Source organism: Erwinia rhapontici (assembly GCF_020683125.1).
Taxonomy (GTDB): domain Bacteria; phylum Pseudomonadota; class Gammaproteobacteria; order Enterobacterales; family Enterobacteriaceae; genus Erwinia; species Erwinia rhapontici.
Window position 1 is genome coordinate 4,696,592 of the sequence record NZ_CP085627.1, and the last position, 14,377, is coordinate 4,710,968.

At 52.4% G+C, this 14,377-nt stretch carries 9 protein-coding genes, 1 tRNA gene and 2 rRNA genes; 2 read left to right on the top strand and 10 right to left on the bottom strand.

Translation table 11 applies throughout. The features are described 5' to 3' along the window. Positions 1-151 precede the first annotated feature (151 nt). The 3 genes from LJN55_RS21630 to LJN55_RS21640 all read right to left on the bottom strand — a co-directional run bounded on the left by LJN55_RS21630 (position 152) and on the right by LJN55_RS21640 (position 4,974). Positions 152-3,057 (bottom strand): 23S ribosomal RNA (locus LJN55_RS21630). A gap of 226 nt (positions 3,058-3,283) precedes the next feature. After that, positions 3,284-3,359 (bottom strand) — tRNA-Glu (locus tag LJN55_RS21635). A 72-nt stretch (positions 3,360-3,431) separates the two neighbouring features. Beyond that, positions 3,432-4,974 (bottom strand): 16S ribosomal RNA (locus LJN55_RS21640). The 16S and 23S rRNA genes sit together here with 1 tRNA gene alongside, the layout of an rRNA operon. 631 nt (positions 4,975-5,605) lie before the next feature. Here LJN55_RS21640 and purH point away from each other — a divergent pair. Both purH and purD read left to right on the top strand, forming a co-directional pair. Further along, positions 5,606-7,195: a bifunctional phosphoribosylaminoimidazolecarboxamide formyltransferase/IMP cyclohydrolase gene (purH, locus tag LJN55_RS21645; RefSeq protein WP_171149970.1), complete on the top strand. Its 1,590-nt coding sequence runs from the start codon at positions 5,606-5,608 to the stop codon at positions 7,193-7,195. 14 nt (positions 7,196-7,209) lie between these two features. Then, positions 7,210-8,490 carry a phosphoribosylamine--glycine ligase gene (gene purD, locus LJN55_RS21650; RefSeq protein ID WP_227535269.1) on the top strand — a complete coding sequence of 427 codons (1,281 nt, stop codon included), beginning with the start codon at positions 7,210-7,212 and terminating at the stop codon, positions 8,488-8,490. A 74-nt stretch (positions 8,491-8,564) separates the two neighbouring features. Here purD and LJN55_RS21655 read toward each other — a convergent pair whose 3' ends face one another. From LJN55_RS21655 to nudC, 7 genes are all read right to left on the bottom strand, one after another. Next, positions 8,565-9,191, bottom strand: coding sequence for a DUF1481 domain-containing protein (locus tag LJN55_RS21655; protein WP_407647766.1), 627 nt, complete (start codon positions 9,189-9,191; stop codon positions 8,565-8,567). Between the two features lie 220 nt (positions 9,192-9,411). After that, the gene (gene hupA / locus LJN55_RS21660; RefSeq protein WP_133846987.1) at positions 9,412-9,684 is read right to left on the bottom strand and encodes a nucleoid-associated protein HU-alpha; all 273 of its coding nucleotides are present in this window, start codon (positions 9,682-9,684) and stop codon (positions 9,412-9,414) included. Positions 9,685-9,872: 188 nt separating this feature from the next. Next, entirely contained in the window at positions 9,873-10,463 is a 591-nt protein-coding gene (locus LJN55_RS21665) for a YjaG family protein (protein ID WP_133846988.1), read from the bottom strand. Between the two features lie 62 nt (positions 10,464-10,525). After that, a complete protein-coding gene (gene nfi, locus LJN55_RS21670) occupies positions 10,526-11,191 on the bottom strand; it encodes a deoxyribonuclease V (RefSeq protein ID WP_159338611.1) in 666 nt (221 codons plus the stop codon). A gap of 16 nt (positions 11,192-11,207) precedes the next feature. Next, on the bottom strand, positions 11,208-12,275 hold the full coding sequence (gene hemE / locus LJN55_RS21675; protein WP_133846990.1) for a uroporphyrinogen decarboxylase: 1,068 nt from the start codon (positions 12,273-12,275) through the stop codon (positions 11,208-11,210). Positions 12,276-12,444: 169 nt separating this feature from the next. Continuing rightward, complete coding sequence (locus LJN55_RS21680; protein WP_133846991.1) at positions 12,445-13,182, bottom strand: bactofilin family protein; 738 nt, start codon at positions 13,180-13,182, stop codon at positions 12,445-12,447. Positions 13,183-13,564: 382 nt separating this feature from the next. Beyond that, positions 13,565-14,338, bottom strand: a complete 774-nt coding sequence (gene nudC, locus LJN55_RS21685) for an NAD(+) diphosphatase (RefSeq protein WP_227536427.1) — start codon at positions 14,336-14,338, stop codon at positions 13,565-13,567. Between the last annotated feature and the right edge of the window lie 39 nt (positions 14,339-14,377).

Consider the following 14,377-nt stretch of genomic DNA (forward strand, 5'->3'; position numbering starts at 1 on the left):
TCGTAAGCTCAGTCACATACTTATGTATGCTCCTTCCCTCACTTCACTGGCCGCCTTGTCACAGCGCAAAATCCTTCGGACTTAATTCCGGTAACAAGCTGAAAATCTCTTTTGCGTCTCTCTAACGCCACCAGAACGCTTCTGGCGTTGTAAGGTTAAGCCTCACGGGTCATTAGTACCGGTTAGCTCAACGCATCGCTGCGCTTACACACCCGGCCTATCAACGTCGTAGTCTTCAACGTCCCTTCAGGGGTCTCAAGGACCCAGGGAGAATTCATCTCGAGGCAAGTTTCGCGCTTAGATGCTTTCAGCGCTTATCTTTTCCGCACTTAGCTACCGGGCAATGCCATTGGCATGACAACCCGAACACCAGTGGTGCGTTCACTCCGGTCCTCTCGTACTAGGAGCAACCCCTCTCAATTCTCCAGCGCCCACGGCAGATAGGGACCGAACTGTCTCACGACGTTCTAAACCCAGCTCGCGTACCACTTTAAACGGCGAACAGCCGTACCCTTGGGACCTACTTCAGCCCCAGGATGTGATGAGCCGACATCGAGGTGCCAAACACCGCCGTCGATATGAACTCTTGGGCGGTATCAGCCTGTTATCCCCGGAGTACCTTTTATCCGTTGAGCGATGGCCCTTCCATTCAGAACCACCGGATCACTATGACCTGCTTTCGCACCTGCTCGAGCCGTCACTCTCGCAGTCAAGCTAGCTTATGCCATTGCACTAACCTCACGATGTCCGACCGTGATTAGCTAACCTTCGTGCTCCTCCGTTACTCTTTAGGAGGAGACCGCCCCAGTCAAACTACCCACCAGACACTGTCCCCACGCCGGATCACGGCGCCAGGTTAGAACATCAAACGTTAAAGGGTGGTATTTCAAGGTTGGCTCCACGCAGACTGGCGTCCACGCTTCAAAGCCTCCCACCTATCCTACACATCAAGGCTCAATGTTCAGTGTCAAGCTGTAGTAAAGGTTCACGGGGTCTTTCCGTCTTGCCGCGGGTACACTGCATCTTCACAGCGAGTTCAATTTCACTGAGTCTCGGGTGGAGACAGCCTGGCCATCATTACGCCATTCGTGCAGGTCGGAACTTACCCGACAAGGAATTTCGCTACCTTAGGACCGTTATAGTTACGGCCGCCGTTTACCGGGGCTTCGATCAAGAGCTTCTCCTTGCGGATAACCCCATCAATTAACCTTCCGGCACCGGGCAGGCGTCACACCGTATACGTCCACTTTCGTGTTTGCACAGTGCTGTGTTTTTAATAAACAGTTGCAGCCAGCTGGTATCTTCGACTGCCTTCAGCTCCAGGAGCAAGTCCCTTCACCTACCGACAGCGTGCCTTCTCCCGAAGTTACGGCACCATTTTGCCTAGTTCCTTCACCCGAGTTCTCTCAAGCGCCTTGGTATTCTCTACCTGACCACCTGTGTCGGTTTGGGGTACGATTCAATGTTACCTGATGCTTAGAGGCTTTTCCTGGAAGCAGGGCATTTGTTACTTCAGCACCGTAGTGCCTCGTCATCACGCCTCAGCCTTAAAGAGTTCCGGATTTGCCTGGAACTCAAGCCTACACGCTTAAACCGGGACAACCGTCGCCCGGCTAACATAGCCTTCTCCGTCCCCCCTTCGCAGTAACACCGAGTACAGGAATATTAACCTGTTTCCCATCGACTACGCCTTTCGGCCTCGCCTTAGGGGTCGACTCACCCTGCCCCGATTAACGTTGGACAGGAACCCTTGGTCTTCCGGCGAGCGGGCTTTTCACCCGCTTTATCGTTACTTATGTCAGCATTCGCACTTCTGATACCTCCAGCAAACCTCACAGTTCACCTTCGACGGCTTACAGAACGCTCCCCTACCCAACAATACTTGCGTATCGCTGCCGCAGCTTCGGTGCATGGTTTAGCCCCGTTACATCTTCCGCGCAGGCCGACTCGACCAGTGAGCTATTACGCTTTCTTTAAATGATGGCTGCTTCTAAGCCAACATCCTGGCTGTCTGTGCCTTCCCACATCGTTTCCCACTTAACCATGACTTTGGGACCTTAGCTGGCGGTCTGGGTTGTTTCCCTCTTCACGACGGACGTTAGCACCCGCCGTGTGTCTCCCGTGATAACATTCTTCGGTATTCGCAGTTTGCATCGGGTTGGTAAGCCGGGATGGCCCCCTAGCCGAAACAGTGCTCTACCCCCGAAGATGAGTTCACGAGGCGCTACCTAAATAGCTTTCGGGGAGAACCAGCTATCTCCCGGTTTGATTGGCCTTTCACCCCCAGCCACAAGTCATCCGCTAATTTTTCAACATTAGTCGGTTCGGTCCTCCAGTTAGTGTTACCCAACCTTCAACCTGCCCATGGCTAGATCACCGGGTTTCGGGTCTATACCCTGCAACTTAACGCCCAGTTAAGACTCGGTTTCCCTGCGGCTCCCCTATACGGTTAACCTTGCTACAGAATATAAGTCGCTGACCCATTATACAAAAGGTACGCAGTCACCTAACAAGTAGGCTCCCACTGCTTGTACGTACACGGTTTCAGGTTCTGTTTCACTCCCCTCGCCGGGGTTCTTTTCGCCTTTCCCTCACGGTACTGGTTCACTATCGGTCAGTCAGGAGTATTTAGCCTTGGAGGATGGTCCCCCCATATTCAGACAGGATGTCACGTGTCCCGCCCTACTCATCGAACTCACAGTAGGTGCATTTTTGTGTACGGGAGTATCACCCTGTACCCTGCGACTTTCCAGACGCTTCCACTAATGCACAAACTGATTCAGGTTCTGGGCTGTTCCCCGTTCGCTCGCCGCTACTGGGGGAATCTCGGTTGATTTCTTTTCCTCGGGGTACTTAGATGTTTCAGTTCCCCCGGTTCGCCTCATGCCACTATGTATTCATGACATGATAGTGTGTCGAAACACACTGGGTTTCCCCATTCGGGTATCGTCGGTTGTTGCGGTTCATATCACCTTACCGACGCTTATCGCAGATTAGCACGCCCTTCATCGCCTCTGACTGCCTAGGCATCCACCGTGTACGCTTAGTCGCTTAACCTCACAACCCACAAGCGTCCCGAAGAACACATTGCTGTTGTAAGCATTTGAGAGACTCGAACATATCGTTAATTTCATTCTTATTACGGAGAATGAAAACGACATGTCGTTTCAATTTTCAGCTTGTTCCGGATTGTTAAAGAGCAAATATCTCAAACGTGACTCGCCTTACGGCATAATCAGTTTTGAGATACTGGGTGATAACGACTTTCACTTCGTTACCGGTATGGCGTCCCCAAGGGGATTCGAACCCCTGTTACAGCCGTGAAAGGGCAGTGTCCTGGGCCTCTAGACGATGGGGACTCTGGTGTGACTTTTGCTCATTTCTTCTATCAGACAATCTGTGTGGACACTACGCGGGAAGGTATCTTCAGGTAAGGAGGTGATCCAACCGCAGGTTCCCCTACGGTTACCTTGTTACGACTTCACCCCAGTCATGAATCACAAAGTGGTAAGCGCCCTCCCGAAGGTTAAGCTACCTACTTCTTTTGCAACCCACTCCCATGGTGTGACGGGCGGTGTGTACAAGGCCCGGGAACGTATTCACCGTAGCATTCTGATCTACGATTACTAGCGATTCCGACTTCACGGAGTCGAGTTGCAGACTCCGATCCGGACTACGACGCACTTTATGAGGTCCGCTTGCTCTCGCGAGGTCGCTTCTCTTTGTATGCGCCATTGTAGCACGTGTGTAGCCCTGGCCGTAAGGGCCATGATGACTTGACGTCATCCCCACCTTCCTCCGGTTTATCACCGGCAGTCTCCTTTGAGTTCCCGACATTACTCGCTGGCAACAAAGGATAAGGGTTGCGCTCGTTGCGGGACTTAACCCAACATTTCACAACACGAGCTGACGACAGCCATGCAGCACCTGTCTCACGGTTCCCGAAGGCACTAAGGCATCTCTGCCGAATTCCGTGGATGTCAAGGCCAGGTAAGGTTCTTCGCGTTGCATCGAATTAAACCACATGCTCCACCGCTTGTGCGGGCCCCCGTCAATTCATTTGAGTTTTAACCTTGCGGCCGTACTCCCCAGGCGGTCGACTTAACGCGTTAGCTCCGGAAGCCACGCCTCAAGGGCACAACCTCCAAGTCGACATCGTTTACGGCGTGGACTACCAGGGTATCTAATCCTGTTTGCTCCCCACGCTTTCGCACCTGAGCGTCAGTCTTTGTCCAGGGGGCCGCCTTCGCCACCGGTATTCCTCCAGATCTCTACGCATTTCACCGCTACACCTGGAATTCTACCCCCCTCTACAAGACTCTAGTCTGCCAGTTTCGAATGCAGTTCCCAGGTTGAGCCCGGGGATTTCACATCCGACTTGACAGACCGCCTGCGTGCGCTTTACGCCCAGTAATTCCGATTAACGCTTGCACCCTCCGTATTACCGCGGCTGCTGGCACGGAGTTAGCCGGTGCTTCTTCTGCGGGTAACGTCAATCGACGAAGCTATTAACCTCATCGCCTTCCTCCCCACTGAAAGTACTTTACAACCCGAAGGCCTTCTTCATACACGCGGCATGGCTGCATCAGGCTTGCGCCCATTGTGCAATATTCCCCACTGCTGCCTCCCGTAGGAGTCTGGACCGTGTCTCAGTTCCAGTGTGGCTGGTCATCCTCTCAGACCAGCTAGGGATCGTCGCCTAGGTGAGCCATTACCCCACCTACTAGCTAATCCCACCTGGGCACATCCGATGGTGTGAGGCCCGAAGGTCCCCCACTTTGGTCCGAAGACGTTATGCGGTATTAGCTACCGTTTCCAGTAGTTATCCCCCTCCATCGGGCAGTTTCCCAGGCATTACTCACCCGTCCGCCACTCGTCACCCAAGGAGCAAGCTCCCCTGTGCTACCGTTCGACTTGCATGTGTTAGGCCTGCCGCCAGCGTTCAATCTGAGCCATGATCAAACTCTTCAATTAAAAGTTCGATTTGCTGCAACAAGTGCAGCGATGCTCAAGTGTAAAACGTCATAATGAATTTCATTATGTGTTCACTCTTAAGACTTGATATTTTTTTGTCACCCGGAGGTGACTGATATCAATCCTGCGAGTGCCCACACAGATTGTCTGATAAATTGTTAAAGAGCGGTGCAATCAGTGCCGAAGCTTCCTGTTGCGAGGTGGCGTATATTACGCTTTCCTCCTTCGGAGTCAACTTCTTTTTGAGAAGTTTTTTCCGGCGGTTCAGATGCTTCCTGAACCTCCTGAGCCGCTGGCCGTAAGCCGTTGTGCCGTCTCAGTGGTTGCGCATTATAGGCAGTTCTCGACGGGTGACAAGGGCTAATTTGCGATAATTTGACTGTTTGCTGCAATCCCCAGCAAAACCCCTGCTTATACCCGCTTATGCACAAACTTATCCACATTCGTCGTATGACCACAATTTTGACGAGCATCGCGCAATCGTTTTCGCTACAATGCCCGCGCGTAACGGAAGCCCCTTCAGGGGCGTTACATGAACCTTACTCTCTGTTTTCTTCCTATATAGAAGAAAGAGAAAGTCTAAGCTTCATATAACGCTCTTTATATGCGATCCAAAGCCAAGGGATAAATCATGCAACAACGTCGTCCTATACGCCGCGCGCTGCTCAGCGTGTCTGATAAAGCCGGTATCCTCGAATTCGCTCAGGCGCTTTCTCAACGTGGCGTCGAGCTGCTCTCCACTGGCGGCACTGCACGCATGCTGGCAGATGCCGGCCTGCCTGTTACTGAAGTGTCTGACTACACCGGTTTCCCGGAAATGATGGATGGACGCGTCAAAACGCTGCACCCGAAAGTGCATGGTGGCATTTTAGGACGCCGCGGTCAGGATGATGCCATCATGGCTGAACACAGCATCTCACCGATTGATATGGTCGTCGTTAACCTCTATCCATTTGCCGAAACCGTTGCCCGTGAAGGTTGTTCGCTGGAAGATGCGGTTGAGAACATCGATATCGGTGGCCCAACCATGGTGCGCTCCGCCGCCAAGAACCACAAAGACGTGGCGATTGTGGTCAAGAGCAGTGACTATCAGGCCATCGTTGCCGAACTGGATGCCAACGATAACTCCCTGACGCTGTCCACACGTTTCGATCTGGCGATTAAAGCCTTCGAACACACCGCCGCCTATGACAGCATGATCGCCAACTACTTCGGTAGCCTGGTTCCTGCTTATCACGGTGACTCCACTGAACCTTCCGGTCGCTTCCCTCGGACTCTTAATCTGAACTTCATTAAGAAGCAGGATATGCGTTACGGTGAGAACAGCCATCAGGATGCTGCCTTCTATATAGAAGAGAATGTTAGCGAGGCTTCTGTCGCAACAGCACAGCAGGTCCAGGGCAAGGCACTCTCTTATAACAACATCGCCGATACCGATGCGGCGCTGGAGTGTGTGAAAGAGTTTGACCAGCCAGCCTGCGTCATCGTCAAGCATGCTAACCCCTGTGGCGTAGCAGTTGGCGGTTCAATTCTTGATGCCTACGAGCGCGCCTACAAAACTGACCCTACGTCTGCTTTCGGCGGCATTATTGCTTTCAACCGCGAGCTGGACGAAACCACTGCGCAGGCCATTATCAGCCGCCAGTTCGTTGAAGTGATTATCGCCCCTTCTGCGACTGAAGCCGCACTGAAAGTGACTGCCGCGAAACAGAACGTGCGTGTACTGACGTGCGGCCAGTGGCAGCAGCGTCACGCCGGTCTGGACTTCAAACGTGTTAACGGTGGCTTGTTAGTACAGGATCGTGACCTCGGAATGGTAAACGAAAGCCAGCTGCGCGTGGTTAGCCAGCGTCAGCCTACCGAGCAGGAACTGCGTGATGCGCTGTTCTGCTGGAAAGTGGCGAAGTTCGTCAAGTCCAACGCCATCGTCTATGCACGTGACAATATGACCATCGGCATAGGCGCTGGCCAGATGAGCCGCGTTTACTCCGCCAAAATTGCCGGTATCAAAGCCGCCGATGAAGGTCTGGAAGTCAACGGCTCGTCTATGGCCTCCGATGCATTCTTCCCGTTCCGCGATGGGATCGATGCCGCTGCTGCGGTTGGCATCACCTGCGTGATCCAACCGGGTGGATCGATTCGTGATGATGAAGTGATCGCTGCCGCTGACGAACACGGCATTGCGATGATCTTCACCGACATGCGCCACTTCCGCCATTAATTACGGAGCTTCAGATGAAAATTTTAGTGATTGGTAATGGCGGCCGCGAACATGCGCTGGCCTGGAAAGCCGCTCAGTCTCCACTGGCTGATACCGTTTTTGTTGCTCCTGGTAATGCGGGCACCGCGCTGGAGCCTGCGTTACAAAACGTGGCGATCAGCCCGACAGATATTCCTGCCCTGCTGGCTTTTGCCCGCGATGAGAAGATCGATCTGACTATCGTTGGCCCGGAAGCACCGCTGGTCATCGGCGTAGTAGATGCGTTTCGCGCAGCCGGCCTGAAGATCTTTGGCCCAACCCAGGCCGCTGCACAGCTGGAAGGATCTAAAGCGTTCACGAAGGACTTCCTGGCACGCCACAAGATCCCAACCGGCGAATACCAGAACTTTACCGAGGTGGAGCCTGCTCTGGCTTACGTTCGTCTGAAAGGCGCACCGATTGTCATCAAGGCCGATGGTCTGGCGGCAGGTAAAGGTGTGATTGTGGCCATGACGTTGCAGGAAGCCGAAGACGCCATTCAGGATATGCTGGCAGGCAACGCTTTTGGCGATGCGGGTCATCGTATTGTGGTGGAAGAGTTCCTCGACGGCGAAGAAGCCAGCTTTATCGTGATGGTCGATGGCGAGAACGTGCTGCCAATGGCCACCAGCCAGGATCATAAACGCGTTGGTGATGGTGATACCGGGCCGAATACCGGTGGCATGGGCGCTTACTCTCCAGCCCCCGTGGTCACAGATGAAATCCACCAGCGTGTGATGGACGAAGTGATCTGGCCAACCGTACGCGGAATGGCGGGTGAAGGGAATGTTTATACCGGCTTCCTGTATGCAGGCCTGATGATCGATAAAAGTGGTCAGCCGAAAGTGATCGAATTCAACTGCCGCTTTGGCGATCCAGAAACTCAACCGATCATGCTGCGTCTGCAATCCGATCTGGTCGATCTTTGCCTGGCGGCCGTTAATGGCAAACTGAATGAAAAAGATTCAGTCTGGGATCCCCGTCCATCACTGGGTGTGGTGCTGGCCGCTGGCGGCTACCCGGGAGATTACGTTAACGGTGAGCAGATCCATGGCCTGCCTCTGGAAGAAGTGGTGGATGGCAAAGTGTTCCATGCTGGCACCACACTGCAGGACGAGCTGGTCGTGACCAATGGTGGCCGCGTTCTCTGCGTTACTGCGTTGGGCGAAGACGTTGCTGCTGCACAGAAACGTGCTTATGAGCTTGCCAAACCGATCTCATGGAAAGGGAGCTTCTGCCGTAAAGATATCGGTTACCGCGCGATAGACCGTAAATAACGCATCGAAGCGGATCGTCGATCCGCTTTGACCGATTCAGCATCAAGGCGATCAACGATCGCCTTTTTTTATGCTTAAAATCCCTCTTCTTTCGGTTCCGTCTTGCAGAAGTCACTGGCAGACACCAACAGCAGCTGCGTGCCTGCCGGAGCCTCCAGCCAGGCGATACTCACAGGGCCGGACGTGTCTCGCTGCTGACGAGCGATACGACCCAGCTCAGTCTGATCCAGCTCAGGTCGCACTATTTTCCCCTGACAGGTGGTGATTGTGCCATCCTGTTGCCAGCTACCCTGCCTGAGCAATACATTCCCTGAGAGCAAATCATCACTGATTTTTAGCATCCGCTGGGCATCAAACTGATACAGCGCAATCTCATCCGCAGAGAGGGCTTCGCGCCGCCCGGACAACTGGCGTTGCATAAAGCTCAGGCTGCCGTCCTGGTCAAAGCGCAGCGTCACATCGTCAGGCTTATCACCGATAACATGACGTTCTACCGAAACCAACTTGCCCTGCTGCCAGAGATAGTCGCTGGTTTCCGTAGCGGCGCCATTAAACGGGGTATATACCGTCATCAGATGTGAAACCTGCTCGTGCTGGTTCTTACGCCAGATGCGCACCGTACCCCGATCGGCAAGATAGCCGCTGGCGGTAAAGTCCGGCAGATCAGAATGCGAACTACAGCCTGCTAACAGAATTAGCATGCCAAGAGAGAGTCGTTGGACTACAGAAGTCAGTTTCATGCGAAAAGAGTATCACAACAGCGCTAAAGCAGAAGAAACCGTTAGCGGGTAAACGGAGGTTTGTCGAGATATGGCGGAGGAGCAGCAGGCAGTGAAAGGATACGGAATGATCCACGCAGGGAGAGAGATAAACAAAAGGGGCGAATTCGCCCCCCTGTTTAAACTCTTCACCGTCAGACGATTACTTAACAGCGTCTTTCAGTGCTTTACCAGATACAAATGCCGGTACGTTTGCAGCGGCAATTTTGATCTCATTACCAGTCTGCGGGTTGCGGCCAGTACGCTCAGCACGGTGGTTAACTTTAAAGGTACCAAAACCAACCAGTTGTACAGCATCACCGTCTTTCAGAGACTCAGTAATCGCAGCCAGGGTGGATTCCAGAGCAGCTTTAGCCTGGGTCTTAGACAGGTCCGCTTTGTCCGCAATTACATCAATCAGTTGAGTCTTGTTCATAAGTTATCCTTACAGTGTATTTATCGCTTGCTAAGCATCAAGTGCGAGGGAAAAACCAGATTCTGGCACTCTCCTGCATACACGCACCGATAGCCACATTTTTCAGCCCCCCAAATGTAGACCAGACTGGGGGCGAATGTGAAGCCCAAAGGCGCTACAAATCAGGCCTGAAGTCACGTTTTGTCGCCTTACTGCTGAAAATTTATACCGATGTTACTAATACCGGATTCACGCAGGTCGGATCGTAACCCTTTTATCAGCTCCAGGTCCCTGTCCTCGCAGGCGGCGAGCAGGCGGAATATCTCCCACTGGATGTCCCATTCCTCTTCAACGGCAGGATTCACCTTCAGCTCTTCTTCGGTCATTTCGCGACCTGCCTGGGTCATTTCCAGCATCGCCACCGTCGTAATTGACGTCTCGCTCACGGCAATAGCATGGACCAGCGTTTCACCGCTCAAACGAGAATGCAGCAACTCGCTGAGCGCCACACAGGCATCAATTGCCGGGTAAACGCCATACAGATCGTAGTCGTCGGCTGAAGGGATCGCTTCTTCCAGTTTTTCCAGCTGGCTGTCAAAGTTCACTTTCGCGTCTTTCACCACCAGGGTTTCCCATAAAAGATCGAGAATACGGCGGTAAAGCTGGCCATCACCAAAACCGGTTTGCTGGCAAAATGCACGGTAGTTGGGCACCATGCGTTCACACAGACAAGCCATAAAAGTAACGTGCTGCCAGCTTTCCAGCTTTTCCAGCCGCAGATGAATCGGGTTACGTAACATATCGGGATCTCAGAATTAATGCACTTGCCGCAGTGTACCTGAAAAGCCACAGGGCAGCACGGTTAACCCCGGGACAGCGCGGTAAAAGCCGTGCGGCGCGAGGCAACAGCATCCGCCCAGCGCGTAGGCTCAGGCAGACGATAGCCCTGCAAACAACGCTGCACCCAGTCAAGTGCAGTTGCATGGCTTACGCGGTGTCCGGGAGAGATAAACAGAGGATTACAGCGAGCCTTGCTGCGCAGCACAAAGCCCAGCAACTCATCGTGGTCCATCAGAGGCTGGCAACTGCCCGGTTCTGCTGCCGGAGGTTCAAATTTTCCACACAGGCGTTTTTTCGCCACGCCAATCGTAGGGACGTCGACCAGCAGGCCAAAGTGGCTGGCCACGCCAAGACGACGGGGATGAGCCACTCCGTGTCCATCAACGAATAACAGGTCGGGATGATTGGACAGTTGTTTCCACGCCGCTTGCAGAGCAGGTGTTTCACGAAATGACAGGAAACCGGGAATATAGGGCATCGTCGTAGCAACACGCGCCACCTGATGCTCAATAACCTGAAGTGAGGGATATTCCAGAATCACCAGGGCGGCGCGTGTCACCGCACCACTCTGTTCAAACCCCACATCTGCGCCACCAATCAGGCGGGGAGGCATTACATCAAAGTCATCCTGACATCTCACGTCCGCTGCACGCTGACGCTGCTCGTCACGTAATGCTGCAATATCCATATTTTCCCCTAACTGATTACTCCTGGTGGTAAGGACGTGAGAGCTTGTGCACTGCCTCGACGAACACACCGGCGTTTTCTGGTGGTACATCCTGATGAATACCGTGGCCAAGGTTGAACACATGCCCTTCGCCCTGACCAAAGCCCTCAAGAATGCCCGCCACTTCCTGCTCAATACGCTCAGGAGCGGCATACAACATCGATGGGTCCATATTGCCCTGCAACGCGACCTTATGGCCCACACGGCGACGTGCGTCGGCAATATCCGTTGTCCAGTCAAGGCCCAGCGCATCACAACCTGTTGCGGCCATCGCTTCCAGCCATTGCCCGCCACCTTTAGTAAACAAGGTAACGGGTACACGGCGCCCCTCATTTTCATGCAGCAAACCATCAACGATTTTGTGCATGTAGTGGAGCGAAAACTCCAGGTAGTCGCGTCCGGTCAATACGCCGCCCCAGGTGTCAAAAATCATCACTGACTGGGCACCTGCGCGGATCTGAGCATTGAGATACAGCGTGACACTGTCGGCCAGCTTATCCAGCATCAGATGCAGCGTTTTCGGCTCGGCGTACATCATCTTTTTCAGTTTGGTAAACGCTTTGCTGCTGCCGCCTTCCACCATATAGGTTGCCAGCGTCCACGGGCTGCCAGAAAACCCGATCAGCGGCACGTCGCCGTTGAGGTTTTTGCGGATGGTACGTACCGCATTCATCACATAACCCAGCTCCTGCTCCGGGTCAGGAACAGGCAATTTTTCAACGTCAGCGCGGCAGGTGACAGGAGAGGAAAAACGTGGGCCTTCACCTGCTTCAAAATACAGTCCCAGTCCCATCGCATCGGGAATGGTCAGGATATCGGAGAACAGGATCGCCGCATCCAGCGCATAACGCCGCAGAGGTTGCAGCGTAACTTCACAGGCCAGTTCCGCGTTTTTACACAGCGACATAAAGTCACCGGCTACAGCGCGAGTTGCTTTGTACTCCGGCAGATAACGTCCGGCCTGACGCATCATCCATACCGGGGTAACATCCACTGGCTGGCGCAGCAATGCGCGCAGATATCGATCGTTCTTCAGTTCACTCATCACGAGACTCTCTCACCATACAGGCTGCTAGTGTAACATTTATTGGAATTGACGATGATCGACCACTCGAAAAATTGAGCTAACCAGGCACACCCGCCCCTGAATGCATCGTGAACAACGACAGGGGAAAGATGAAATTTAGCGAAATAACAACAGCTTTCCCTTACTTTTAATTGCCAGCCGCCACATTTCTTCCTGGTGAACTATCGATTTTTCCCTGCGTGTTTTCAACAGCGATAAGAGAAGGTGAACTGTCGCCCATAGTGACCATCCGTTTTTTTTCTTTCTTCTCCACCGGCAACTGTGGCTCTTCAATCTGATGAGAATTTCCTATAAATACCCCACCTTTCTCAATGGAGAACTCGGTGGCGAACACTTCACCTTCAATCCTGCCACGCGACATAATAACAACCGTCCTGGCATAACAGCTTCCTTTCAGCAGACCATTGACCACCAGCTTAACGGACTTTACTGTTCCGACAACCTGACCTTCCTTACCAATCTGCGTCATTTTCTGGCTGGTCAGGTCCCCTTCAACAACACCATTGATTGAAATATTGTTTTCGTTGGTCATTTCGCCCCGTAATACAGTACCAATAGAGATCACTGTTTCTTTCGTATTACTGTCATCATACGAAGGAGCAAGGGGTGATACATTTTGTTCCAGCTTGACCTGTGAAGATAAATTCTCATTTGACTGAGGCTCTGCCTTGCGATTGAAATTAAACACGTTTTTAATCGTCCTTTTATTGTATAGAAAGGGGATAGCTAGCAGCATAATCAGGCACACCATAACACCCAGAGAAATTAATAAGGTCGTTCTTATTGATAGCGCAAAGGCAAGTATACTTATGCTCCAGCAAGACCAGATTCCCCACAGATAACATTGTTTTTTCGTCTCAGACATTGTATTCACTCACAACGTACGGAACCTCATGCACAAGACTCAGCCGCTGACGTCATCATTAAGCTGAGGACGTGATCGCGTCATCGTTAACCAGAAAGTCATTTCTGGAAAGCAGCACCGAATTAAATAAATGTGAATAGAAGAAAACACCAGTAAAATTAACGGGTGGAATATCACTTTTTAAGCATTTTTAATGAAACCACTCTTTATTATGATAAGCGGCGCAGTTTATGGCATGGAATGATATTTGAATTCACTGCAAATATAAAGTCGTGTTTGTTTATATTATTTAAATAAAGCAATAACTCTCCTGACTCAAAAAATGAACCAGGAGAATATATCGCTAAAAAATCTTTATCAGAAAAAAACATTAAAAACAGTATTATTCGGCTTCTGCGCGACATATTGCGACAGTGTCTTCAATCAGCCTGCGAGCCACCGTTCCTGCTGGAGGTAACTGCGGCAACGCATCGTAACGATACCACCCCGCAGACAGCAGTTCTTTTGGATCAATATTGATATCACCGCCAGCATAGTCGGCCATAAACGCCATCATCAGTGACTGGGGGAAAGGCCAGGGTTGAGAAGAGACATAGCGCAGATTCTTCACACGGATGCTGCTTTCTTCCATCACTTCACGTGCTACCGTTTGCTCAAGGGTTTCGCCCACCTCGACAAAGCCAGCCAGTACCGTGAAAATCCCGTTACGATGCCGCGTATGCTGCGCCAGCAAAATCTCTTCGCCCCGGCGGATCGCCACGATAATGCAAGGTGCAATTTGCGGATAGTAACGCTGCCGGCAATGCCCGCAGAGACACGCCCATTCGGTTTTGCTGGGGTGCATTTCATGGCCACAGTAGCCACACCAACGGTGTGAACGATAGAATTCTGATAACTGAATACCGCGTCCGGCAAGTTGGAACAGGCCCGTATCTTGATCGAGCAACTGGCGTAGCGATCCCATATCCTGAGGATACGTACCGCGGATCAGCCACACTTTCTCGCCCTGCCACTCTCCAATCGGCGCCCCTGATCGCCCTGTCAGGCCCAATGAGCCCGCATCACCATGCGGCAGCTCACCTTTTGGTAACCAAATTTTATGTTCCTGGCTGACAAGCCACCAGCCAGCGTCTACGCTTAAAATTTCCTGTTCCACCATTTTGCTCATCATCCTCAGCTTAAAGACTGGATTGAG

What these genes read in the sequence shown, in the direction of transcription:
- nfi (WP_159338611.1), bottom strand. Translation starts at nt 11,191, where the DNA reads ATGGATATTGCAGCATTACGTGACGAGCAGCGTCAGCGTGCAGCGGAC.
- purH (WP_171149970.1), top strand. Translation starts at nt 5,606, where the DNA reads ATGCAACAACGTCGTCCTATACGCCGCGCGCTGCTCAGCGTGTCTGAT.
- hupA (WP_133846987.1), bottom strand. Translation starts at nt 9,684, where the DNA reads ATGAACAAGACTCAACTGATTGATGTAATTGCGGACAAAGCGGACCTG.
- hemE (WP_133846990.1), bottom strand. Translation starts at nt 12,275, where the DNA reads ATGAGTGAACTGAAGAACGATCGATATCTGCGCGCATTGCTGCGCCAG.
- purD (WP_227535269.1), top strand. Translation starts at nt 7,210, where the DNA reads ATGAAAATTTTAGTGATTGGTAATGGCGGCCGCGAACATGCGCTGGCC.
- LJN55_RS21665 (WP_133846988.1), bottom strand. Translation starts at nt 10,463, where the DNA reads ATGTTACGTAACCCGATTCATCTGCGGCTGGAAAAGCTGGAAAGCTGG.
- LJN55_RS21655 (WP_407647766.1), bottom strand. Translation starts at nt 9,191, where the DNA reads ATGCTAATTCTGTTAGCAGGCTGTAGTTCGCATTCTGATCTGCCGGAC.
- LJN55_RS21680 (WP_133846991.1), bottom strand. Translation starts at nt 13,182, where the DNA reads ATGTCTGAGACGAAAAAACAATGTTATCTGTGGGGAATCTGGTCTTGC.